This is a genomic window from Streptomyces sp. NPDC050759 (assembly GCF_044456945.1).
Taxonomy (GTDB): domain Bacteria; phylum Actinomycetota; class Actinomycetes; order Streptomycetales; family Streptomycetaceae; genus Streptomyces.
The window spans coordinates 653,515-673,583 of sequence record NZ_JBITGI010000003.1 but is presented as its reverse complement, the minus strand read 5'-3'; the positions used below and the strand labels follow the sequence as shown (position 1 = coordinate 673,583).

The 20,069-nt window shown below is 72.9% G+C and carries 19 protein-coding genes and 1 pseudogene; 4 read left to right on the top strand and 16 right to left on the bottom strand.

The annotated features are described in order from the left end of the window. Positions 1-177 precede the first annotated feature (177 nt). Positions 178-1,056, top strand: a complete 879-nt coding sequence (locus tag ACIBJB_RS13100; protein WP_398929669.1) for an alpha/beta fold hydrolase — start codon at positions 178-180, stop codon at positions 1,054-1,056. A gap of 377 nt (positions 1,057-1,433) precedes the next feature. Here ACIBJB_RS13100 and ACIBJB_RS13095 read toward each other — a convergent pair whose 3' ends face one another. Then, positions 1,434-1,553 (bottom strand): winged helix-turn-helix transcriptional regulator, encoded by a 120-nt coding sequence (locus ACIBJB_RS13095; RefSeq protein WP_398929858.1) that lies wholly within the window; start codon positions 1,551-1,553, stop codon positions 1,434-1,436. A gap of 244 nt (positions 1,554-1,797) precedes the next feature. On the opposite strand from ACIBJB_RS13095, the gene ACIBJB_RS13090 reads away from it, so the two are divergent. Then, positions 1,798-3,069, top strand: coding sequence for a cytochrome P450 (locus tag ACIBJB_RS13090; protein WP_398929667.1), 1,272 nt, complete (start codon positions 1,798-1,800; stop codon positions 3,067-3,069). A 92-nt stretch (positions 3,070-3,161) separates the two neighbouring features. On the opposite strand, the gene ACIBJB_RS13085 is transcribed toward ACIBJB_RS13090, so the two are convergent. Then, positions 3,162-4,232 carry a DNA topoisomerase IB gene (locus tag ACIBJB_RS13085; RefSeq protein WP_398929665.1) on the bottom strand — a complete coding sequence of 357 codons (1,071 nt, stop codon included), beginning with the start codon at positions 4,230-4,232 and terminating at the stop codon, positions 3,162-3,164. Positions 4,233-4,493: 261 nt separating this feature from the next. Here ACIBJB_RS13085 and ACIBJB_RS13080 point away from each other — a divergent pair, with 261 nt between their 5' ends. Both ACIBJB_RS13080 and ACIBJB_RS13075 read left to right on the top strand, forming a co-directional pair. Next, the gene (locus tag ACIBJB_RS13080; RefSeq protein ID WP_398929663.1) at positions 4,494-5,453 is read left to right on the top strand and encodes a polysaccharide pyruvyl transferase family protein; all 960 of its coding nucleotides are present in this window, start codon (positions 4,494-4,496) and stop codon (positions 5,451-5,453) included. 266 nt (positions 5,454-5,719) lie between these two features. Further along, on the top strand, positions 5,720-5,920 hold the full coding sequence (locus ACIBJB_RS13075) for a hypothetical protein (RefSeq protein ID WP_398929661.1): 201 nt from the start codon (positions 5,720-5,722) through the stop codon (positions 5,918-5,920). A 49-nt stretch (positions 5,921-5,969) separates the two neighbouring features. Here the strand turns inward: ACIBJB_RS13075 and ACIBJB_RS13070 are convergent, their stop codons facing one another. From ACIBJB_RS13070 to ACIBJB_RS13005, 14 genes and pseudogenes are all read right to left on the bottom strand, one after another. Next, positions 5,970-6,866: a glycosyltransferase family 2 protein gene (locus ACIBJB_RS13070; protein WP_398929659.1), complete on the bottom strand. Its 897-nt coding sequence runs from the start codon at positions 6,864-6,866 to the stop codon at positions 5,970-5,972. After that, positions 6,863-7,747: a glycosyltransferase family 2 protein gene (locus tag ACIBJB_RS13065; RefSeq protein ID WP_398929657.1), complete on the bottom strand. Its 885-nt coding sequence runs from the start codon at positions 7,745-7,747 to the stop codon at positions 6,863-6,865. Before ACIBJB_RS13065 ends, ACIBJB_RS13070 begins: the two co-directional genes overlap by 4 nt. Further along, positions 7,744-8,697, bottom strand: coding sequence for a glycosyltransferase family 9 protein (locus tag ACIBJB_RS13060; protein ID WP_398929655.1), 954 nt, complete (start codon positions 8,695-8,697; stop codon positions 7,744-7,746). The genes ACIBJB_RS13065 and ACIBJB_RS13060 overlap by 4 nt, the downstream gene beginning before the upstream one ends. Positions 8,698-9,137: 440 nt before the next feature. Then, positions 9,138-10,499 carry a D-glycero-beta-D-manno-heptose 1-phosphate adenylyltransferase gene (gene rfaE2, locus ACIBJB_RS13055; RefSeq protein WP_398929653.1) on the bottom strand — a complete coding sequence of 454 codons (1,362 nt, stop codon included), beginning with the start codon at positions 10,497-10,499 and terminating at the stop codon, positions 9,138-9,140. 2 nt (positions 10,500-10,501) lie between these two features. Beyond that, the gene (locus ACIBJB_RS13050; protein WP_398929651.1) at positions 10,502-11,086 is read right to left on the bottom strand and encodes an SIS domain-containing protein; all 585 of its coding nucleotides are present in this window, start codon (positions 11,084-11,086) and stop codon (positions 10,502-10,504) included. Beyond that, positions 11,086-12,303 (bottom strand): glycosyltransferase, encoded by a 1,218-nt coding sequence (locus ACIBJB_RS13045; protein WP_398929649.1) that lies wholly within the window; start codon positions 12,301-12,303, stop codon positions 11,086-11,088. The genes ACIBJB_RS13050 and ACIBJB_RS13045 overlap by 1 nt, the downstream gene beginning before the upstream one ends. After that, a complete protein-coding gene (locus ACIBJB_RS13040; protein WP_398929647.1) occupies positions 12,300-13,250 on the bottom strand; it encodes a glycosyltransferase in 951 nt (316 codons plus the stop codon). The genes ACIBJB_RS13045 and ACIBJB_RS13040 overlap by 4 nt, the downstream gene beginning before the upstream one ends. After that, on the bottom strand, positions 13,247-14,236 hold the full coding sequence (locus ACIBJB_RS13035; protein WP_398929645.1) for a glycosyltransferase family 9 protein: 990 nt from the start codon (positions 14,234-14,236) through the stop codon (positions 13,247-13,249). The genes ACIBJB_RS13040 and ACIBJB_RS13035 overlap by 4 nt, the downstream gene beginning before the upstream one ends. Continuing rightward, positions 14,233-14,802, bottom strand: coding sequence for a D-glycero-alpha-D-manno-heptose-1,7-bisphosphate 7-phosphatase (locus ACIBJB_RS13030; protein ID WP_398929643.1), 570 nt, complete (start codon positions 14,800-14,802; stop codon positions 14,233-14,235). The genes ACIBJB_RS13035 and ACIBJB_RS13030 overlap by 4 nt, the downstream gene beginning before the upstream one ends. Continuing rightward, positions 14,802-15,806 carry a glycosyltransferase family 2 protein gene (locus ACIBJB_RS13025; protein WP_398929641.1) on the bottom strand — a complete coding sequence of 335 codons (1,005 nt, stop codon included), beginning with the start codon at positions 15,804-15,806 and terminating at the stop codon, positions 14,802-14,804. Before ACIBJB_RS13025 ends, ACIBJB_RS13030 begins: the two co-directional genes overlap by 1 nt. Beyond that, positions 15,803-17,440, bottom strand: a complete 1,638-nt coding sequence (locus ACIBJB_RS13020; protein WP_398929639.1) for a carbamoyltransferase — start codon at positions 17,438-17,440, stop codon at positions 15,803-15,805. Before ACIBJB_RS13020 ends, ACIBJB_RS13025 begins: the two co-directional genes overlap by 4 nt. A gap of 295 nt (positions 17,441-17,735) precedes the next feature. After that, positions 17,736-18,192: pseudogene (locus tag ACIBJB_RS13015) on the bottom strand (NAD-dependent epimerase/dehydratase family protein); the annotation flags it as partial. A gap of 98 nt (positions 18,193-18,290) precedes the next feature. Beyond that, complete coding sequence (locus tag ACIBJB_RS13010) at positions 18,291-18,605, bottom strand: hypothetical protein (RefSeq protein ID WP_398929637.1); 315 nt, start codon at positions 18,603-18,605, stop codon at positions 18,291-18,293. A 796-nt stretch (positions 18,606-19,401) separates the two neighbouring features. Next, positions 19,402-19,752, bottom strand: a complete 351-nt coding sequence (locus ACIBJB_RS13005) for an ArsR/SmtB family transcription factor (RefSeq protein WP_398929856.1) — start codon at positions 19,750-19,752, stop codon at positions 19,402-19,404. Positions 19,753-20,069: the final 317 nt, after the last annotated feature.

Here is a 20,069-nt window from a genome sequence, read left to right as displayed (position 1 = left end):
CATGCCGAGGCGGCTCTCGGACAGGGCCGGGAAAGCCGGCCTCGAGGTCCGATTCGGCCGCCCGACCCGACTAATGACCTCCATGAGCTTGCGCCCGGAAACCGATCGGTTTACTGTGGTGGAAACCGACCAGTTTCATCTTCTGCCGAGGTCATCAGGCCCGCATTGAGGATCGATATGTCCAGCTACGACGCACGTCCCACGATTCACATTCCCGGCACCACCAGCCACACCATCGCCCCGCGCCCAGGACGCCACAACGGTGAGGGAACCCTGCGCTACCTCAAGGCGGGCACCGGTGCTCCCCTGGTCCTGCTGCACACCGTGCGCACCCAGGCCGAGCACTTCCGCCACCTCATCCCCCTGATCTCGCACCAGTACACCGTGTACGCCCTCGACCTGCCCGGGATGGGCTACTCCGAGATCGTGCCCGGCGCCTCGTACGACGAGCCGGCCATGCGCGAGGGCGTCAAGCGGCTCCTGACCGAACTCGACCTCTACGACGTGACGCTGGCCGGGGAGTCCATGGGGGCGGTGCTCGCCCTGACCACCGCTGCGGATCTCCCGGAGCGGGTACGGCGCGTCGTCGCGGTCAACACCTATGACTTCCGCGGCGGAATCGCTCGGTCCAGCTTCCTCGCCCGGGTGGTGGTCACCGGTGTCCTCGCCCCGGGGGTGGGTCCGGTGATCGCCGGCGTGGAGCCCAAGCCCGTCCTCCGCAAGGTCCTGCAGGGCGGACTCGGCGACAAGAGCGCGCTGCGGGCGGACTACGTGGACGAACTCCTCCAGGTGGGCGGCCGCCCCGGCTACCCCACCGTCGCCCGGGCCGTGTACCAGGCGCTGCCCAGCCTCATCGCGGCCCGCTCGCAGTACCCCGGGGTCAAGGCGCCCGTCCATCTCGTCTACGGCGAGAAGGACTGGTCCCGGCCCTCTGACCGGGAGGCCAACAAGAGACTGCTGCCTGCCGCCGAGTTCACCCAGGTGGGAAACGCCGGCCACTTCATCGCCCTGGAACGGCCCGACGTACTGGCCGACTTGTTGAACGCGGTGGCGTGATTTTCCCGGCTTCCGCGCCGACGTGGTGGATGTGACCGACTCCGCCCAGGTCTATGTCTGGATCGCCGGTGTCACCGTCGATCCCGGCCGCCTCGACGTGCTGGTCAACAAACGCCGGCATCATCCGCGACAACCGTGTCGAGGACATCACCGACGACGACTGACACGCCGTCATCGACGTCATCGACGTCCGCCTCACCGGCGGCTTTCACTGCGCCCGCGCCGCGTTCGGCCCATGAAACGCCCGGGCTACAGACGTATCGTCAGCTTCTCGTCCATGTCCTGGCGCGGGATCTCCGGCCAGACCAACTAGGTGGCCGCCATGGTCGGCTCATCGACACACCCATGCTCGCCTCCGCGTAACACTGTCCTGAAGATCACGCGATGGCTGTGGGCTCGCCGTCCGGGAATGTCACGGCCCAGGTGGCCATGGTGTCCAGGACGGCGCAAAGTCCTTCGCCGAGAGGGGTGAGCCGGTACTCGACCCGCGGGGGAATCTCCGGGTAGGCGGTGCGAGCAACTGTGCCGTGCCTTTCGAACCGGGCGCAGTCGGCTGGTCAGGGTGTGCGGGCTGATGCCGGGCAGCGCATCGCGCAACTCTGTGAGCCGGGCGCGCTCGGGGAGTTGAGCGCTTCGGAAACAGATCGGTTTCCCACACCGTGCACCCGTCGGTTTCCAGGCGGCAAGCGCCCGCGGTCTGGTCGCACGTGTCGTGGGCCCGAGTGTGGGCACCCACCCGCCATGGACGTATCGACCTCGCCCGCGATGGACCGTTCCCTGCTCGCTCTGGCCCAGGGCTACAGCTGGTTGCCCGGCCTGCTGCGCGAGCGCCCTGACGGCGTGGCCCGCACTCGCGTGATGGGCAAGCCCGCACTCGTCGTGCGCGGCCCTGAAGCGGTGCGGTTCTTCTACGACGAGGGCAACGTACGCCGCGGCGGTGCCCTGCCGGGGCCGGTGCTGAGCACCTTGTTCGGCCACGATGCCGTCCACACGCTGGACGGCGGCGCCCACCGGGCCCGCAAGGAGTTCTTCCTGCCGCTGCTGCACGCCGACCGGATCGCCGGCCTCGTGGAACACGTGACCGATGCCTGGGACGACGCGGTGCGGGAGTGGAGCAGCGCCGAACAGGTCGTGCTGTTCGACGCGGCCAGCGTGGTGCTCACCCGCGGCGCGTGCCGCTGGGCGGGCGTCCCCCTCGACGAGAACGCCGGGGGCACGGAGGACCTCGCCCGCGACCTGGTCGCCATGGTCGACGGTTTCGCCACTGCCGGACCCCGGCACTGGCGGGCCCGGCGTGCCCGCAACCGCCAGGAGGCGCGCTTCACCCGGCTGGTCGAGGACGTCCGCTCGGGCCGCGTCGACGCCCCCGAGGAGTCGGTGCTCGCCGCCGTGTGCCGGCACCGCGAGGCCGACGGCGAGCTGCTGCACCCGCACACGGCCGCGGTCGAGCTGTTGAACGTCATCCGGCCCACCGTCGCCGTCTGCTGGTTCATCGCCTACACGGCGCACGCGCTGCATCTGCAGCCCAGCCAGCGCGAACGGCTGCGCGGCGGCGACACCGCCTACACCGCCGCGTTCGTGCACGAGGTGCGCCGCTTCTACCCGTTCGCGCCGTTCCTGGGCGGTGTCGCCGTACGGGATCTGACCTGGCAGGGCGTCTCGGTGCCGGCCGGCGGGATGGTGCTGCTCGACGTCTTCGGCCAGAACCACGACGAGAAGGTGTGGGGCGACCCGTACGTCTTCCGCCCGCAGCGCTTCCTGGAGCACCCGGTGGAGCGCGACGAACTGATCCCGCAGGGCGGTGGTGAGCCGCGCACCGGCCACCGCTGCCCGGGTGAGGGCCTCACCATCGGGCTGCTCGAAGCCCTCTCGCTGCGCCTGGCCGCCCTCGACTGCACCGTCCCCGACCAGGACCTGAGGATCTCGCTGCGGCGCATCCCGGCACGGGTGCGCAGCGGCTTGGCCGTACGGGATGTACGAGTGCCGAGCGAGCGGACGCTGACGACCGCGTGACACCGCCTGCCCGAGCGCCATGGCGGACCCGCGAAGGCCGCGTGACGGCGTGACAAATGATGACGGGACTGCGGGCGTGAACGCGCCGCAAGCTACCGCTGCTCCACCAACGCCGGCGCGGAACGCTTCCCACTGCCCTCGGACGGGTGTCCGTTGCGGAGCATGCGCAGCACCGCCCGCTCCACCGGTCCCTGGGTGGCGGGGATGCCGTAGGCGCCCTCGTCGCCCAGGTGAGGCAGCGCGGCGGCGATCGTCACGCCCTCCTCGTACAGCTCGATGACCCGTGGATTGATGTACGAGGCACGGCAGACCGCGGGTGTGTTGCCGAGATACCCGGCCACCTCGCGCGCCGCCCGGGCGATGGCCCGGCGCCGGGCGCTCTCGCTGCGTGCGACGGGTCGGGAGACGGCCAGCGCCACGGCGGCCATGACGGTGGCGTGCCAGGTGCGGAAGTCCTTGGCGGTGATCTCGAGCCCGGCCAGTTCCTTGAGGTATGTGTTGACGTCGTCACCGGTCACGGTGTGCCAGGAACGCCCCTCCCAGTAAGCCAGGAGCCGGTCCCCACCACCGCGGCGCCGCAGCAGGTCGGTGAGGCTGCGGCAGGCGGCGGGATCCACGACGGTCTGGACGATCTCCTTGCCATGCTTGCCGGCGTAGGTGAACAGGACGGCACCCGCGTGGCAGCGGGAATGCTCGCGCAGCAGCGTGGTGAGGCCGTAGCTGTTGTTCTGTTCGGTGTAGCGGTCGTTGCCGATGCGGAAGAAGCCGAGGTCGAGCAGGCGCACGGCCGTGGCGAGGACCCGCTGCCGGGTCAGCCCCCTATCGCTCAGGTGCCCCTCGACGGCCTCGCGCACGGCGGGCAGGGTCTCGGCGACGTCGAGCACGTGCTCGTGCTTGGCCTGCTCCTGTTCGGCCCGGAACTGGGGGTGGTAGAGGTACTGGCGCCGTCCGGCGGCGTCAGTGCCGACGGCCTGCAGATGCCCGTTGGCCCTGGTGCAGATCCACACGTCCCGCCAGGCGGGCGGTATGACCAGTGCCCGGATCCGAGCCAGCTCCTCGGGATCGCGCAGTGGCTGCCCGTGGGTGTCCAGGTAGCGGAAGCCGCGTCCGTGGCGCAGGCGGCGGTACCCGGGGTCGGTAGGACGGCTGTGGAAAAGACGCATCCCGACCTCCTGAACGGACTCCGCTGAATCAGAGCTCGGATCCGAAACGAAGCTCTGTCGTGCTGGTACCCACCCGTATCCCCCACACGCCGGACAAGCCACCGTCAAGGGATCTACGCACAAGCCCCGGACTCGGTGCCGGCCTTGTCCACTCCGACAACCAGTGCGCCGCGTACGGCTGCGCGACCCAGGGCGGCAGCCACTGCGGCCGGTTCCCGTCACCGTGATTGCCGGCCCGGCGGACAGGGCACCCGGGGTGCTGTGTCAGAGCGCCCGCGGATCCTGCTGACGGGGTGGTTCGGCTTCCTGGACGGGGAGGCGACCGCCGGGGACGTCCTGGCGCTGAACCGGGTTCAAGAGGCTCTGCAGCGGGCGCGACTGGACCACGATGTGGCCTGGAGCCCCGGCTTCCGGCCCTCCGGACCGCACCTGGCGCACATCCGCCCGGAGGACTACTCCCACCTGGTGTTCGTCTGCGGTCCCCTGCACGGTCCGCAGATCGAGGAGCTGCACCGGCGGTTCGCGCACTGCGTACGGATAGCCGTGGGCACCTCCGTCGTCGACGCCGGCAGCGCCGCCGTCACCGGGTTCCACCGTGTGCTGGCACGGGACGCACCCGGTACCGAGCCGAGGCCGGACCTGGCGGCTCGCGCGACCGCCCTTCCCGCCCGGCCCGTGGTCGGGGTGATCCTCACCCACGGCCAGCAGGAGTACGGAGCACGTCGGCGGCATGCGCGGGTCGCCGAGGAGGTGACACGCTGGTTGTCCGGCCTGGACTGTGCGCCGCTGGAGCTGGAGACCCGGCTGGACGTGCGCGACTGGCGGCTGTGTGCGACGCCCGCACAGTTGGAGTCGGTGCTCTCGCGACTCGACCTGGTCGTCACCGACCGGCTGCACGGGATGGTGCTCGCCCTGCGGGCCGGGGTTCCCGCACTGACCATCGACCCGGTGGAGGGCGGCGCGAAGGTCACGGCGCAGGCCCGCGCCTGCGGCTGGCCCGCGCTGGTGCCGGCGGAACGGCTCGACGCGCCCGCGCTGGATCACTGGTGGGACTGGTGTACGACCTCCGGCCGCGGGCTCGCCCGCGAGGTCGGTGCCGGATTCCGCCAAGGTGCGGCCGTGGACGGCGCGGAGGATCTTCTTCAGGCCCTTCGACCGGGTGCCGGCGGTTGGTTGGATGGGGACGGGGCACCCGCGACCGGCGACATGGAGAAACAGTGACCACCAGTCCACCGCGCGATGATGCGACGTTGCACGCGATGGTGCTCGCCCTGCGTGCCGGGACTCCGCGCCGCTGCTGGTGTCCGTCGCCCTCATGGCGGCCGGCATCACCACCTCGGAGCCCGCGGTGATCCGGGGCTTCGCCGCCGTCCCGCCCGTGACCGGGTACTCGGCCTTCCGGCTGCTGTGCCGGTGGACGGAACGTCAGCGTCCCGCGAGTTTCTGCCTGCGAGGCGTGGGGCACCCGGCACCAGGAGGTGATCATCGTGCCCGAGCCCGGAAGCAAGAAGTACGACACCAAGAGGGCCAGGCTCCGCAAGGAGGCAGAGCAGTCGGGGGTCTCCGACCAGGACGCCAACAAGGCGGCCAACGACTCCCTGCAACAGGATCCGAAGTGGCGGAGCCAGGGACCGCGCACCGAGCGCGGCCGCGGCCCGAAGGGCGAACGCTCCGAGAACGCCGACTGAAACGACCCGTTGCATCCGGCTGAGCGGGGCCGCCGAGGACGCGCCCCGCTCAGCCTACGTATCTGCGGGCGGTCGACCGGCGCTGGGCGGCCTCCAGGAGCCGCAGCCGGGACTCGACCTCCGCCGGCAGGACCCGCCGTTCGCGCAGAATCCACGGCAACGCGGCCGCGGCCTCGGCGAAGGCGCGCAGGGACGCCGTGTCGTGGGGAACCGTGCGGGCCAGGTGCACGGTACGGCGCAGCGCGGGCCCGGCCGGGCGGCGGAGCCAGGTGAACCACAGTGTGTTGCGGATGCCGTGGCCCCGGCGCAGGGTCGTGTCCCGGGCCACCGACGGATGGTGATGGGCCGTCAAGTGGTCGGCGTACGTCAGCCACCAGCCGTCGGCGGCGAGGTCGGCGGCGAGCAGTTCCTCCTCGCCGCCGAGCCACAGCCGGGGGTGGAAGCCGCCGGCGGCCCGGAAGGCGTCGGCGCACAGGACGGTCGCGGCGGCGAGGAAGGAGCCGAGAGCCGGTCCTGGCAGCCACTCAGGCCCGGGTATGGGCGAGTTGCGCAGTTCGGTGACGATCGGATCCTCCGCGCCGCCCGGTTCTACGACGATGCGTGCCGTGACCGCTCCGAGCGCGGGGTGCCGGTCGAGCAGGTCGGCGGCTCCGGGCAGGGCGCCGGGCGCCCACCATGAGTCGTCGTCGCAGAAGGCCACGTACGGCGTGTGCACATGACGCATGGCCAGGTTGCGGCCGACGGCGCCGAGGTTGCGGCCGGGGCACAGCAGCAGCACCTCGGGGTGGTGGCGGGTGACGGCGTCGGCGGTGCCGTCGGTGGAGGCGTTGTCGGTGACGATCACCTGGGGCCCCTCCGGCAGTTCGGCCAACCGGTCGAGGGTGCGCAGCAGTTCGGGGCGGCGGTTGTGGGTGATGACGACGACGGTCGTGCGGGGGTCGGTCATGCCGTTGCTCCGATGGCTGTGGCTGCGGTGTCCAGGGTGCGGGCGGCCCGTTCGACCTGCGGAGGCAGCGGCCTGCGCGCACGCAGTGCGGCGGGCAGGCGCGCAAGGGTCTCCTGCAGGGCCTGGCGGGCGCGGGGATCGTGGCGGGCCTCGCCCGCCAGGTCGCGCGTGCGGGCGAGCGCGTAGGGCAGGGGGCGGCGCAGCCATGCGGTGAGCAGGGCGTTGCGGCGGACGGTGACCGTGCGGCCGGTGCGGGGTGACGGTGCCGGGTGGTGGTGGGCGATCACCTCGGGGCAGTGAATGACGCCCCAGCCGCGGGCGGCGAGGTCGTAGGCGAGCAGGGTCTCCTCGCCACCGAAGAACAGCACCGGGTGGAAGCCGCCCGCGTCCAGGTAGGCGCTGCGGCGGACCACGGAGGCGCAGGCGAGAAACCCGAGGATCTGCGTGCCGGGGAGGTCGGTCGCCGGGCCCAACGGTGACGTGGCGAGGACGTCATTGAGCGGGTCCGGCTCGTCGGCGGGGCCGACCAGCGTGTGCGCGGAGAGCAGGCCGAGTCGCGGGTGGGCGTCGAACAGGTCGGCGGCACGGCTCAGTGCGCCCGGCGCCCACCACGAGTCGTCGTCGCTGAACGCCACGTACGGCGTGTCCAGGGCGCGCACGCCGTCCGTGCGGGCGAGGGCTCCCCGGTTGAACGGAAGGCGCACCACCTGGACTTGGGGGAAGTCGCGGGCGAGCAGGTCTCGGGTTTCGTCGGTGGAGGCGTTGTCGACGACGACGACGGGCGGCCGCTCGGGGAGGTCGAGGAGGCGGCGGAGGGTACGGGCGAGCGAGGGCGCCCGGTTGCGGGTGGCGATGACGACGCCGACGGATGTCTGGGTCATGGCGAGTCGGTGAGTCGGTCGAAGGCTTCCAGGACGTCCTCGGGGCGGATCCGCAGCAGGACCGGGTCGGTGCGGCGGCCGTGCGGGTCACCGTCCGGGCCCGGGTGCCACAGCACCTGGTGGCGCGGGTGCGCGGGCGGGCCCCAACGGCTGGGCGGTACGGGGCCGAAGAGGGTGACGGAGGGCGCGGCGTGGGCGACGGCGAGGTGGGCGATGCCGGTGTCGCCGCTGACGACGGCGCGGGCGTCGGCGACGAGGGCGGAGAGCCGTCCGAAGGGGAGGCCGCCGCCGAACACGTCGGTGTCGGGCAGCCGGGCCTGCTTGGCCAGCCGTGCCACCAGGTCTTCCTCGTCCGCTCCCCCGGTGACCACGACCCGGTGGCCGCGGTCGCGCAGCGCGGTGGCTACGGTCGCGTAGCGGTCGAGGGGCCAGCAGCGGGAGGGCGCTCCGGCGCCGGGGTGCAGGACGATCGCGCCGGGCGCCGGGGACCGCTCCGGCGGGCGGGGCAGCCGCAGGTCGCTCGCGTCGGCGGGGATGCCGTACGCCTGAAGGAACCGGCACCAGCGGTCCCGTTCGTGTTCCTCGGCGTACCAGGGCGGTCCGTCGATCTCGGGCGTGTCGGCGTGCGCGAAGGCCAGGAGCCGGCCCGGATCCAGCGACTGCAGGAGCCGGTGGCTGGGCGGGCCGTTGCCGTGCAGGTCGACGGCGACGTCGGGCGGCGGGCCGGTCCAGTCGAGGCGGCGTGGTACGGCGCGGCCGGGAGCGGAGGCGGGCAGCAGCCGGTCGACGACTCCCGTGGCGTCGGCCACCGGGGCGAGTTCCCGCGGGGCGGCCAGCACCAGTTCGTGATCCGGGAAACCCCGGCGCAGCGCGCGCAGGGCGGGGACACCGGCGAGGAGATCGCCGAGGCCCAGGGCACGCAGAACCAGCAGACGGCGGCACGCGCTCATCGCACTTCCTCCCTCACCCGCGCCACCGAAAGGCCCGGCACCAGCTCACGGCCGGCAAAACCCACACGCGGTGGCCGCGGCACCGAGACCCCGGCGAGAAGTTCGCCCAGGCCCAGGGCACGCAGGACCAGCAGACGGCGGCACGCGCTCATCGCACTCCCTCCCTCACCCGCGCCACCGAAAGGCCCGGCACCAACTCGCGGCCAGGAAGTGCGCACGGCCCCGAGACCCCGGCGAGAAGTTCGCCCAGACCCAGGGCACGCAGAACCAGCAGACGGCGGCACGCACTCATCGCACTTCCTCCCTCACCCGCGCCACCGAAAGGCCCGGCACCAACTCGCGGCCGGCAAAACCCACACGCGGTGCGCGCGGCACCGAGACCCCGGCGAGGAGATCGCCCAGGCACGCAGCAGGCGGGACCGAGAAACGGGGACGCGTCGTCATCGGGCTCCTTCCCTCACCCGTGCCATCAGCGCGGTCGAGGAGCGGCCGTCGAGGTATGGGAGCAGGACCGCCTGTCCGCCCCACTCCTGGAGCAGTGCGGCCTCGGGCAGGTCGGCGCCGGAGTAGTCGCCGCCCTTCACCCAGATGTCGGGGCGCAGGTCGGCCAGCAGCCGTTCGGGGGTGTCCTCGTCGAACACGGCGACGGCGTCGACGCAGGCGAGGGCGCTGAGTACGCGGGTGCGGTCGGCCAGCGGGTTCACCGGTCGCTCCGGGCCCTTGCGCCGCCGTACCGACGCGTCCGAGTTGACGCAGACGACCAGGCAGTCACCGAGCCGGCGGGCGGCCTGGAGCAGTCCGACGTGCCCGGCGTGCAGCAGGTCGAAGCAGCCGCCCGCGGCGACGACGGTGCCGCCGGTGGCGCGGACGCGTGCCACCAGCTCACGCGTGTCCGCGGCGTCGACGAGCGCGGCCGGGTCGGCGTCCGAACCCGTGACGCCACCCGCCCCGCCGGCGCCGACGAACTCGGTCGCCGCGGCCACCGCGCCCTCCACGGCCTCACCGACCAGGGCGCCGTCGGCCAACAGCCCGGCCGCCGTGGCGGCGAACCGGTCCCCGGCGCCGCAGGTGTCCCCGTGGTGCGCGGTGGCGGCGGGGACGAGCAGCGGATGGTCCCCGTACGACAGCAGAGCACCGCTCGAACCGAGGGTCACCGCAACGGCGGCGACCCGCCAGTGCCTCACGAGCGCGGCGGCGTCCCGGGCGGCGTCCCGCAGGGAGTTCGCGCTGCCCTGCTGGTCGGCGAACGTGCGTGCCTCCGACCGGGCCGGGGTGACCAGCCGGGTGCCCGGCACGGGTGGTCCGCCGCGCGGGTGCGGGTCCCAGACCAGCGGTGGGTGCTCGGCGAGAGCGTCCCGGAGGGAGTCCGCCGCTCCGCGCCCGTAGTCGGAGACCAGTACGGCGGGGGCCGAGCGGAGTGCCTCGCGGGCCTCGTCGGTGGCCTCGCGGACGCGGCCCGTGCCCCGGTCAAGGCGGACCACGGGACTGCCCTGCGCGAGGACACGCGTCTTCTCCGGCAGCGCGCCGGTCAGCGGGAGTTCGATCAATTTCAGCTCCGGCGAGAGGAGTTGGCGCAACTCCTCGCTCGCCGGGTCGTCGCCGAGTCCGGTGATCAGGGTGACCTCGCGGCCGTCGCGCGCCGCGAGGTACGCGGTGAGGGCGGCGCCGCCCGGCCGGGTCCGGGGCACGCAGTCGGCGACGACGGGTACGGGCGCGTCGGGGGCGAGGCGCTCGGCGGTGCCGGTCAGGTCGCGGTCCAGCAGCGCGTCGCCGACCACGACGAGGGGGGCCTTGCCGGCCACGTTCAGCTCTCCTTCCGTGCCAGGGCCGCGTCGAACGCCGCGCACACCATGTGCACCGCGACCAGGTGGAGTTCCTGGACGGTGGCGGCGGAGCCGGCGCTCACGCACAGGGCCTCGTCGCTGCCGGCCAGGAGCGGGTTCGGAGACGGGCCGGTCAGCGCCCACACGCGCAGGCCCGCCGCGCGGCCCGCGTCGGCGGCCGACAGCAGGTTGGCGCTGGCGCCGCTGGTGGACAGCAGCATCAGCACGTCGCCGGGGCGGCCGTGGGCGCGTACCTGGCGGGCGAACACCTCGTCGACGCCGTAGTCGTTGGCGATGGCCGTCGTGCTGGAGGTGTCGGCGTGCAGGGCGATCGCCGAGAAGGCGGGCCGGTCGTCGCGGTAGCGGCCGACGAGTTCGGCGGTCAGGTGCTGGGCCTGGGCCGCGCTGCCGCCGTTGCCCGCCGCGAGCAGCCGGCCGCCGCCGCCGAGCACGGCGGCGAGCTCGTGGCCCCACCGCTCGGTGATGTGGGCGGCGTCCCTGAACGCCCCGAGGGCGTCGAGGAGTTCGTCGCAGTGCCCGACAACCGGGGACACCTCTGTACTCATCACGCCACCTCCGACGGGATCTCGTCACGTGCCGTGACGCGCTGGTAGACCTCTTCGACGCCGTCCGCGACGCGCTGCCAGGTGTAGCGGGCGAGAACGCGTTCGCGGCCGACCGCGCCCAGAGTGCGGCGCAGCCGTTCGTCGGCGAGCAGTTCACGGACCGCCTCGGCGGTCGCCCCGGGGTCCCCCGCCGGCACCAGGCGGCCCGTGACCCCGTCGGCGACGCTGTCGCGGTGGCCGCCGACATCCGTGGCGACGACGGGCACACCGCAGGCCATGGCCTCCAGCGGGACGATGCCGAACGGCTCGTACGTCGGTGTGCACAGCACCGCGTCCGCGCTGCCGATCAATGCCGGCATCCGGGCCGGTTCCACGGCACCCAACAACCGCACCCGGTCTGCGACGCCCTGCTGATCGGCCAGCCACAACAGCCGCTGGGCCTCCGGCTCACTCATCACATCGCCGGCCGACGGACCGCCGGCGATGAGGAGTTCGGTTTCGGGGACCTCCGCCAACGCGCGGATCGCGTGGTCGTAGCCCTTGCGCGGGACGAGCCGGCCGCAGGAGAGCAACCGGTGTGGCCACTCGCGCGACGGTGCGCCGGAGCGGCGGGCACCGGGGCGGAAGTGCTCGGCGTCGACCCCGCACGGCACCACGGACACCTGTCCGGTCGGTATCCCCATGTCGGCCAGTTCGAGCACCTCGTCGGTGCAGGTGGCCAGGACCCGGTCGCAGATGCCGCCGATCTGCCGCTCCAGGGCGATGCGTCGCGGCGGGCTGGTGTCCGCGTCGCCCTGGTGACGCCGCTTGACGGTGCCGAGCGCATGGAAGGTCTGCACGAGCGGGATGCCGTGCGGATAGGCACCGAGCTGGGCGGCCACGCCGGACATCCAGAAGTGGGCGTGGACCATGTCGGGCCGCCTGTGACCCCAGACCCGCGCGAGATACGCGCCGAAGGAGGGCATGTAGTCGTAGAGCTCGTCCTTGGGGATCGGTTCGGGGGGTCCGGCCGGCACGTGCTCCACGACGGCGCCACCGGGCAGGGTCACCCGGTCGGGCAGTTCGGTGGAGTCGCGGCGGGTGTAGACGGTGACGTGGTGGCCGCGGCGCGCCAGCTCCTCACTGAGCCGGGCCACGTACACGTTCTGCCCGCCGGCGTCGACGCCGCCGAGCGCCGCCAGGGGGCTGGCGTGCTCGGACACCATGGCGATCCTCATCGGGCCACCTCCTTGAGCAGCCGCTCCCAGTCGTCCAGGAAGCGGGTCAGTCCGTAACGGGCGAGCGCCGCGGCGCGTGCGCCCTCGCCGACGGCGCGGGCGTGCAGCGGGTCGGCGAGGAAGTCCCGTACGGCGTCTTGCAGTACGTCGATGCGGTTGGAGACCACTCCGGCGCCCGGTGGCACCGCCTCGGTGACCTCGGTGGTGGCGAGGGCGACCACCGGCATGCCGAGGTGCATCGCCTCCAGCAGGGACAGGCCCAGGGAGGTCCAGCGGACGGGGTGGAGGTAGAGGCGGCGCCGCGCCATCGCGGTGTGCAGCTCGCGCTGGACGAGTTCGTGGGAGCGGCAGCTCTCGGCCGGGACACCGAGGTGGTCGGCGAGCCCTTCGGTCTTCATGCCGAAGACGTCCAGCGGGGCGGCCCGCGCGAACGCCGGCAGCAGGTCGATGCCCACCGTACGGCCGCGCCGCACCGGCTCGTTGACGACGACGGCGGCCCGGGGCAGTTCACCGGTCCACAGCCGGCCGGGGTCGACGATGCCGTGCTCGATGACGGTCGTGGGGGTGTTTCCGGCGTCCCACATCAGCCGGTTGAAGTGGGTGACGTGGACGAGGGTGATGCCGGGGAGGCCGGCGGCCGGGTGGCGGGTGTGGGGGACGTTCCCGTCCGGGGCGTTGTGCTCCAGGTACACCAGCGGCGGGCGGCGGCCCAACCACTCGTCAACGAGGGCGAGTTCATGGGGGCGTTGCAGGACAACGACGTCGATGTCCTCGTCCCGCAGCCGCTCGGGCGGGACCTCGACGACGGTGTCGGGCCAGTCGAAGGTGCGGGCCCGGCCGAGGCCGTCGGGTCCGCGGTCCGGGGTGACGGGGACGACGTAGGTGTGCGGGCCCTGCACGAAGGCCGTGGTCCACGACCCGTGCACGTGCCAGAGCAGGATCCTCATGTCTCCCCCATCAGCTTCTCGACGGCGGCCACGACGTCGTGCCCGGTCACCGACTCCAGGCACGGATGCCCGGGCACGGGACACGTCCGGGCCCTGGTGTCGGCGCAGGGCGCCAGCTGGTCGCCGAGCAGCACGTACGGCACGCCGTACGGCCGCCAGCGCTCGGCCGGCACGACCGGCGCGAAGAGCGAGACGACCGGGGTGCCGACGGCGGCGGCAAGGTGGGCGGGCCCGGTGTTGCCGGTGACGACGGCGTCGGCCCCGGCCAGCACGCCGGCCAGTTCCTCGGCACCGGTCCGGCCGCCGAGGTCGAGGCCGTGCTCGCCGGCGACGTACGCGGTCAGGTCCCGCTCGTCCGGCCCGCCGGTCACCACCAACCGGTGCCCGGCCTCGGCCAGTTCCCGCACGGCCTCGGCGCTGCGCTCGCGGCTCCAGGCACGGGCGGGGACGCTGGCGCCCGGGTGCAGCACGACGTACGGCCCGGGACCGGTCACCGCGGTGGCGGCGGGCGGGGGCAGCACCCGCAGCCGCCCGTCGTCCACCCGGGGGAAACCCGCGGCCTCGGCGAGATCGAGCGCGGCCTGAGCCTCGTGGGCGTGCGGCGCGCGGTGATGGCGTACGTCGAGGAGGGAGCCGGGGTAGTCCTCGCTGTCCGCGGCGATGTGGCCGACACCGGCCAGGCGCAGCAACAGGGCGGTGGGCAGCGGGGATTGATGAAAGGAGGTCAGGATCAGGGCCGTGTCGGCGTCGATGGTGTCGACGAGCAGCTCGACCTCTCCGCGGCCGACGGGCGGAGGGTCCAGGCCCACCCAGGGGGCGTCCCAGACGAGGATGTCGTCCACCCCGGGCAGCAGGCGCGCGGCGGACGCGCCCCGGGGTCCGACCAGCATCGTGACGGTGTCGGCGCGGGCGGCGACCGCGCGGACGGCGGGCCCGGCGAGCAGGACGTCACCGAAGCTGTCGAGGCGGGTGACGAGAGCTTTCATCGTGGCCTCCCGCTCGTGTCGTAGGCGGCCGGGGCGCTCCGGGGCGGTGGTCCGGTCAGCGCCGCGCGTACGGCGCTCAGGAGGTCCGGTTCCACGTGGTCGGCGCTTGCCGTCTCCTCCGGTCGCGTCTGCGGGGTGGGCACGAGAATGCCGTGAGCGCCCGCCCGGCGCGCCGCCTCGACGTCGGCGCCGATGTCGCCGATGACCACGCAGTCGGCGGGCGCGGTACCCAGGCGCTCGGCCGACCACAGGATGAGGCCCGGTTCCGGTTTGCGGCAGGAGCAGCCGTCACCGGGGCCGTGCGGGCACACGGCCCACACGTCGAAGGGGCCGAGGAGTTCGTCGACGCGGTGGTTGACGCGGCGGACGTCGGCGTCGGTGAGCAGTCCGCGCGCGATGCCGGACTGGTTGCTGACGACTCCGGTGCGGATGCCGCGCGAGCGCAGCAGGTCCAGTGCCTCGCGGGCCAGGTCGACGGGGCGGACGCGGGCCGGGTCGCCGTTGTAGGGGACGTCGTGGACGAGGGTGCCGTCGCGGTCGAACAGCACCGCCTTGACGGGGCTCATCACACCACCTCCCGCCAGGCGGGGGCGTTCCGGTGCCGTCGAAGGCCGCTCAGCCAGTGCCAGGTCGCCGCGGGCGGGATGAGGGTGCTGGTGGCGAGCATCGTCGTCACCTCGTCGCGGGTGCGTGGGCCGGGCGCGATGCGCGTCCACGCGAACTCCGCGGTGCCGGCGGCCCAGCCGAGCGCGGCGGCCGCGGCGGCCCGGCGGCGTCCGGCGAGCGCGAGGACGCAGGCGGCGGCACCGGCCGAGGTGACCGTCAGATGGGTGCGCAGGCGTCCGCGCGGTGCGGCGGCCTTGTGCCACCAGTCGGGTCCGTGCAGGTACCGCATCAGGGCGTCGTCGGCATTGCCGCGCTGGGCGCGCAGGGACACCCAGCGGTCGGCGGGGCGCACGGGGTGCCGGGTGGTGCGCCGGCCCTGCCGGATGCGCCATCCGGCGTCCAGGATCCGCAGGGCGATGTCGGCGTCCTCGCGGAAGGCGCGCCGGAAGCGTTCGTCGAAGCCGCCGACCTGCTTGAGCGCGTCGGCGCGGTAGGCCATGTCGGCGGTGATCCAGCGGGCCCGCGCGAGACCGGCGGTGCCCCGTTCCCAGTCGGTGGGGCGGCGCTCGCCCGGCAGCGGTACGGCGATCACGCCCTGGACGCCTCCGGTGTCCGGGGTCGCGTCGGCCAGGTCCTGGACCAGCTGCTCGCACCAGTGCGGGCCCACCTGGACGTCGTCGTCGAGGAAGGCCACCCAGGGCGCGGCGACCCGGTGCCAGCCGGTGTTGCGGGCGGCGGCGGGGCCGCGTCCCCCGCTCGCCACGACGGTCGTACGCCCCCGCAGCTCACCGAGGACGCTCAGCGGGTGCTCCAGCGGAGCGGGATCGGGGCCGGGGTCGGGCCGGTCGTCGACGAGGACGATCTCGACCGGCTTCGGCCCGGTCGCGGCGGCGACCGCGGCGAGACAGTCGGCGAGGGTGTCGCGCACCAGCGTCGGGATCACGACCGCGTACGCCGGGCTCATGCGAACGCCCTTCCCCGGCGCACCGCGAACGGACCGATCGCCAGCAGGTCCACGGGTGCGGAGCCGAAGCACTCCAGGGCGTCACGGGGGTCGTCGACCATGGGCCGACCGGCGGTGTTGAGGCTGGTGTTGACGACCACGGGAAGTCCGGTGCGCCGTTCGAAGCCGCGCAGCATCCGGGCCACCAGCGGTTCCTGCCGCTCGTCGACGGTCTGGATACGGGCGGTGCCGTCGACGTGGACCACGGCCGGGATGCGCTCGCGCCACTCCTGCGCCACGTCGTGCACGAAGAGCATGTACGGGCTGGGCAGCGGCCCGGTGAACAGCTCGTGGGCGCGGTCGGCGAGGACCATGGGCGCGACCGGCCGGAACTCCTCCCGGCCCTTGACGTGGTTGAGCCGTTCCAGGTTCTCGGCGCGGCCGGGATGGGCCAGCAGGGACCGGTGTCCGAGGGCACGGGGCCCGTACTCGCTGCGGCCCTGGAACCAGGCGACCACGCCGTCCCGGGCCAGCTCCTCGGCGACCGCCTCGGCGATGTCGTCGGGCCGCTCGTACGGTACGGCGGCCTGATCGAGCCAGGCCCGCAGCTCGTCGTCGCTCCAGCCGCGGCCGAGGTCGGCGCCGGGCATCGGCAGCGGGTTGTCCTGCTGCTGTGCGGCCAGGTGGAGGGCGCCTCCGAGGGCGGTTCCGGCGTCCCCGGCGGCCGGCTGCACCCACACGTGCCGGTAGGGGCCCTGTTCGGCGATCTTGGAGTTGGCGACGCAGTTGAGGGCGACGCCGCCCGCCATGGTGAGCGCCTCTCCCCCGGCCTCGCGGTGCACCCAGTGGACGAGTTCGAGCAGGAGTTCCTCGAGGACCGCCTGGGTGCTGGCGGCGAGGTCGGCGTGCTCCTGCGTCCACTGCTCGCCCTTCGCCCGGGGCGGGGCGAGGGCGGCCCAGTCGACGCCGTGCGCGCGGAAGCCGCCGTCGCCGGTCGGGTGGACGTGCTGCCGCAGCTGGGGCAGGAAGCGGGGCTTGCCGTAGGAGGCGAGCGCCATCACCTTGTACTCGTCGCTGCTGCGCAGGAAGCCGAGGTGTTCGGTGAGCTCTTCGTAGACCAGGCCGAGGGAGTGGGGCAGCGCCTGTGTGGCCAGGGTGTCGAGCTTGCCGTCGCGGAAGCGGCCGGCCAGGTGGGATGCGGCCTCACCACGGCCATCGAGGACGAGGACGGCGCTGTCGGGGTGCGGGGAGGCGGGCCCGGCGGAGGCGGCGTGCGCCACGTGGTGCGGAACGAAGACCACCTGGTCGGGGTCGAGGCCGGGGAGGGCCTCGGCGAGGAACTCCGGGGCGCGGCGCGCGTAGTCGAGGCGCAGCGGATCGAAGGGGTCGTTCAGCCCCATCTCGTGGGCGGGGCGGGCGAGCTTGGGGTCGAAGGAGTAGGTGACCGCGTCCAGTTCCCCGGGCCGGATCCCCGCGTGTTCGAGACACCAGCGGGCGGAGAGCTCGGGCAGCTCCCAGGCGGAGAACGGAACCGGGCGCTTGCCGTGTTTGCGGCGGCTGAAACGCTCCTCCTCCGCAGCGGCGACGGTGCGGCCGTCGATGACGAGAGCGGCGGCCGGGTCGTGGAACACTGCGTTGATACCAAGGATCCGCATGGGATGTAACTCCGTCCCAGAGGCTGTAGTCGTTGTTGCTCGGCTCTGCGAGTTCCTGCCCTGCGGTTGTCTCAAACACTTGGAGACAGCTCGCCCCAGTCAACCGCTGCTGTCTCTCAGGGCACCTCGAGCATCACCGTCGGTCACCATGGCTCCCTATGGGAAGGACAGCTGACTATGGGGCCAAAACCGTGCCTGGCCCCCGGTTCAAGGTCTTGGCCCGAGCGAGATGCGGCCGGGCTCGGGCGGCCGGACGCGTCTGTTCGGGCGACTGCTGAACGGGTGAACGGGTGAATCGCGCGAGCCGGGTGCCGGGCTTGCGGCGCGCAGGATCGTCGACCGGGCGTTCGACGCAACGGGTACGGGATGCGGAGCCGGCGAGGTCGACGATCCGCGGACAAGATCGAGCATCGTGATCTCCTCGCCGCCGATGTTCACGGGGCCCTGCTCACCGGAGGCCGCCAGGGCGAGAACGCCGTCGACCGTGTCGTCGACGTAGCACAGCGAACGCGTCTGACTGCCGTCGCCGGCGACGGTCAGGGGCGCGCCGTCCAGGCCTGGGCGATGAACGTGGGCACGGCCCGGCCGTCACCGGCGCACATGCGCGGGCCGTAGGTGTTGAACGTTCGTGCCATACACGCCCCGGTGGGCGGTCACGAGGGCCTCGGCGAAGCGCTTGGACTCCTCGTAGACGCTGCGGGGCTGACCGGATTGACGTTGCCCCAGTACGTCTCCGTCTGCGGACGCTGCAGCCGATCGCTTACAGCGGCAGCCGCAGATCGCTGCAGGTCTGCCACGTTGGCACGGGTGCCGATGGACAGATTGTCGAGCCATACCATGCCGGCCCCCGTCAGTCCTGCCGGTGTGTCAGTCCTCTTTCCGCGGCCGGTGAGCAGTCGGCGCCGGTCCGGTCGATGTACGCAACAAGACAGACGGGGTCCTGGCCGGACAGCTCCAGCAGCGGCGTCAGGTGGGGCAGCGGGGCCCAGCACGCGATCTGGCCCTGCGGCGGCCGGAAGAGACGATGACTGAGCACCACTGCCCCTCCGGCGGCGAAGATCACTCGGCCCGCCGGGTCTTCAGCGGGGCTGCCGTTCATCAGGGCGTTGCGCACCGCCTGGGTGGTCGCCGCGTCAGCCCCCTCCTCCTCCAGGGTCCGGCACACTTCCCGTACGGACAGCTCGCGCCGCTTGGGGTCGCGCCGGTAGGGGTCTCGTCTGCGGGTTCGTGGGGGCTGGTCGCGCCCGCGCGACGGAGCCGCATATCGACACAGCCCCGCGCCCCTGGGTCGGTGCACTCGAAGCCGGCAGATCTGTACCCACTTAGGGGCGCGGGGCTGTGACATCAGCGGCTCCGCCGCGGGGCGCGACCAGCCCCCACCGGCGGAAGCACGTGGCCTGGACACGGCAAACCTCGCGCCGACGTTGAAGACGGTCAACGTGCCGACTTTCGGCACGTCGCTCAGCAGTCGCAGCACCGGGACAATGCCGTCGCGTCGAGTGCAGGGCTGATCAGCACCGTCCGCTCCCTTCGTCGGGGATGCTGCAGACCGCCCCCGCGCCACCCAGTGCGGTGGCCGCCGCGGGGGCGGCCGGGATCACGCTCATCGTCCCGACACACTCCTTGGCGCGGTGATGATCTCCGTGGATCCACCGGTACGACGTCGGCGACCGCGCCCTCGACGCCGTACCCGTCGGCGCCCTCACCGCAGTTGATCGCGCAGTCCCCCACCGGGACCACCAGCCGCGGCTCGCCCATCACCGCGACGGTACGCCGCAACGGCTCGGCCACGTTCCCCGTCACGGGGCCGGTCACCTGAACCCTCCCTGAACGGCGAGGACATCTCCGCAGAGGACCAACGAGCCATCCCACGAGTGGAGTTACGGCGCTTTCCCGGTGCTTTGCCCTCCGTGGCGCCCCTGGCCACGGAGGGAAGACGGCCGCCGCTCAAGAAGCCGTCGCTACGACGGCGGCTTCCCCTCGGCCTGGGCGGCTTGCAGGTCAGCGAGCAGCTCGGCCTGACCGGCCAGCACACCCGACAGGATCGTGCGCGCCACCCGCAGCAGCTCTGCCACGTACGGGCTGGTCAGTGAGTAGTAGACCGTCGAGCCCTCCTTGCGGGTCACGACCAGGTTCGCGCGGCGCAGCACTGCGAGCTGCTGTGAGAGGTGCGCCGGCTCGATTCCCACCTGGGGCAGCATCTCCGCGACCGCGTGCTCGCGCTCGCTCAGCAGCTCCAGGACGCGGATACGGGCCGGGTGGCCGAGGGTTTTGAAGAACTCGGCCTTCAGCTGGTACAGCGGCGTACTCACCGTGCCGTCCCCTTCGCCGCCGTACGGCAGCACGGCCCCAGCGGCCGGGCCTTGGCGCATCGCATCCACCCACTCGTCAAGAACATGCGGCCCATCCTCGCGTGCGGCACCGGCCAGGCCGAACCCGCACCGGGGACGAGTGCCGGCCGAAGCCAGGCCGTGACGTTCAGTAATTGCCAATATTAGCAATTACTGAGATCGCGTGAGGAAGGTCCGCCTCAGGATCGCCTGAGAAAGGTGCAAGGGGTGGCTGGTACGTCCAGTCCAGAAGCGGAGTGCGCTTCGATTGGGGGAAGTGGCCCGCCTGGTGCTGCCGT

Excerpts from the sequence above, each read along its gene's own strand:
- ACIBJB_RS13030 (WP_398929643.1), bottom strand. The coding sequence starts at position 14,802 with ATGAGCCCCGTCAAGGCGGTGCTGTTCGACCGCGACGGCACCCTCGTC.
- ACIBJB_RS13070 (WP_398929659.1), bottom strand. The coding sequence starts at position 6,866 with ATGACCGACCCCCGCACGACCGTCGTCGTCATCACCCACAACCGCCGC.
- ACIBJB_RS13090 (WP_398929667.1), top strand. The coding sequence starts at position 1,798 with ATGGACGTATCGACCTCGCCCGCGATGGACCGTTCCCTGCTCGCTCTG.
- ACIBJB_RS13045 (WP_398929649.1), bottom strand. The coding sequence starts at position 12,303 with ATGAGGATCGCCATGGTGTCCGAGCACGCCAGCCCCCTGGCGGCGCTC.
- ACIBJB_RS13020 (WP_398929639.1), bottom strand. The coding sequence starts at position 17,440 with ATGCGGATCCTTGGTATCAACGCAGTGTTCCACGACCCGGCCGCCGCT.
- ACIBJB_RS13085 (WP_398929665.1), bottom strand. The coding sequence starts at position 4,232 with ATGCGTCTTTTCCACAGCCGTCCTACCGACCCCGGGTACCGCCGCCTG.
- ACIBJB_RS13050 (WP_398929651.1), bottom strand. The coding sequence starts at position 11,086 with ATGAGTACAGAGGTGTCCCCGGTTGTCGGGCACTGCGACGAACTCCTC.
- ACIBJB_RS13025 (WP_398929641.1), bottom strand. The coding sequence starts at position 15,806 with ATGAGCCCGGCGTACGCGGTCGTGATCCCGACGCTGGTGCGCGACACC.
- ACIBJB_RS13040 (WP_398929647.1), bottom strand. The coding sequence starts at position 13,250 with ATGAGGATCCTGCTCTGGCACGTGCACGGGTCGTGGACCACGGCCTTC.
- ACIBJB_RS13035 (WP_398929645.1), bottom strand. The coding sequence starts at position 14,236 with ATGAAAGCTCTCGTCACCCGCCTCGACAGCTTCGGTGACGTCCTGCTC.
- ACIBJB_RS13100 (WP_398929669.1), top strand. The coding sequence starts at position 178 with ATGTCCAGCTACGACGCACGTCCCACGATTCACATTCCCGGCACCACC.
- ACIBJB_RS13060 (WP_398929655.1), bottom strand. The coding sequence starts at position 8,697 with ATGAGCGCGTGCCGCCGTCTGCTGGTTCTGCGTGCCCTGGGCCTCGGC.
- ACIBJB_RS13065 (WP_398929657.1), bottom strand. The coding sequence starts at position 7,747 with ATGACCCAGACATCCGTCGGCGTCGTCATCGCCACCCGCAACCGGGCG.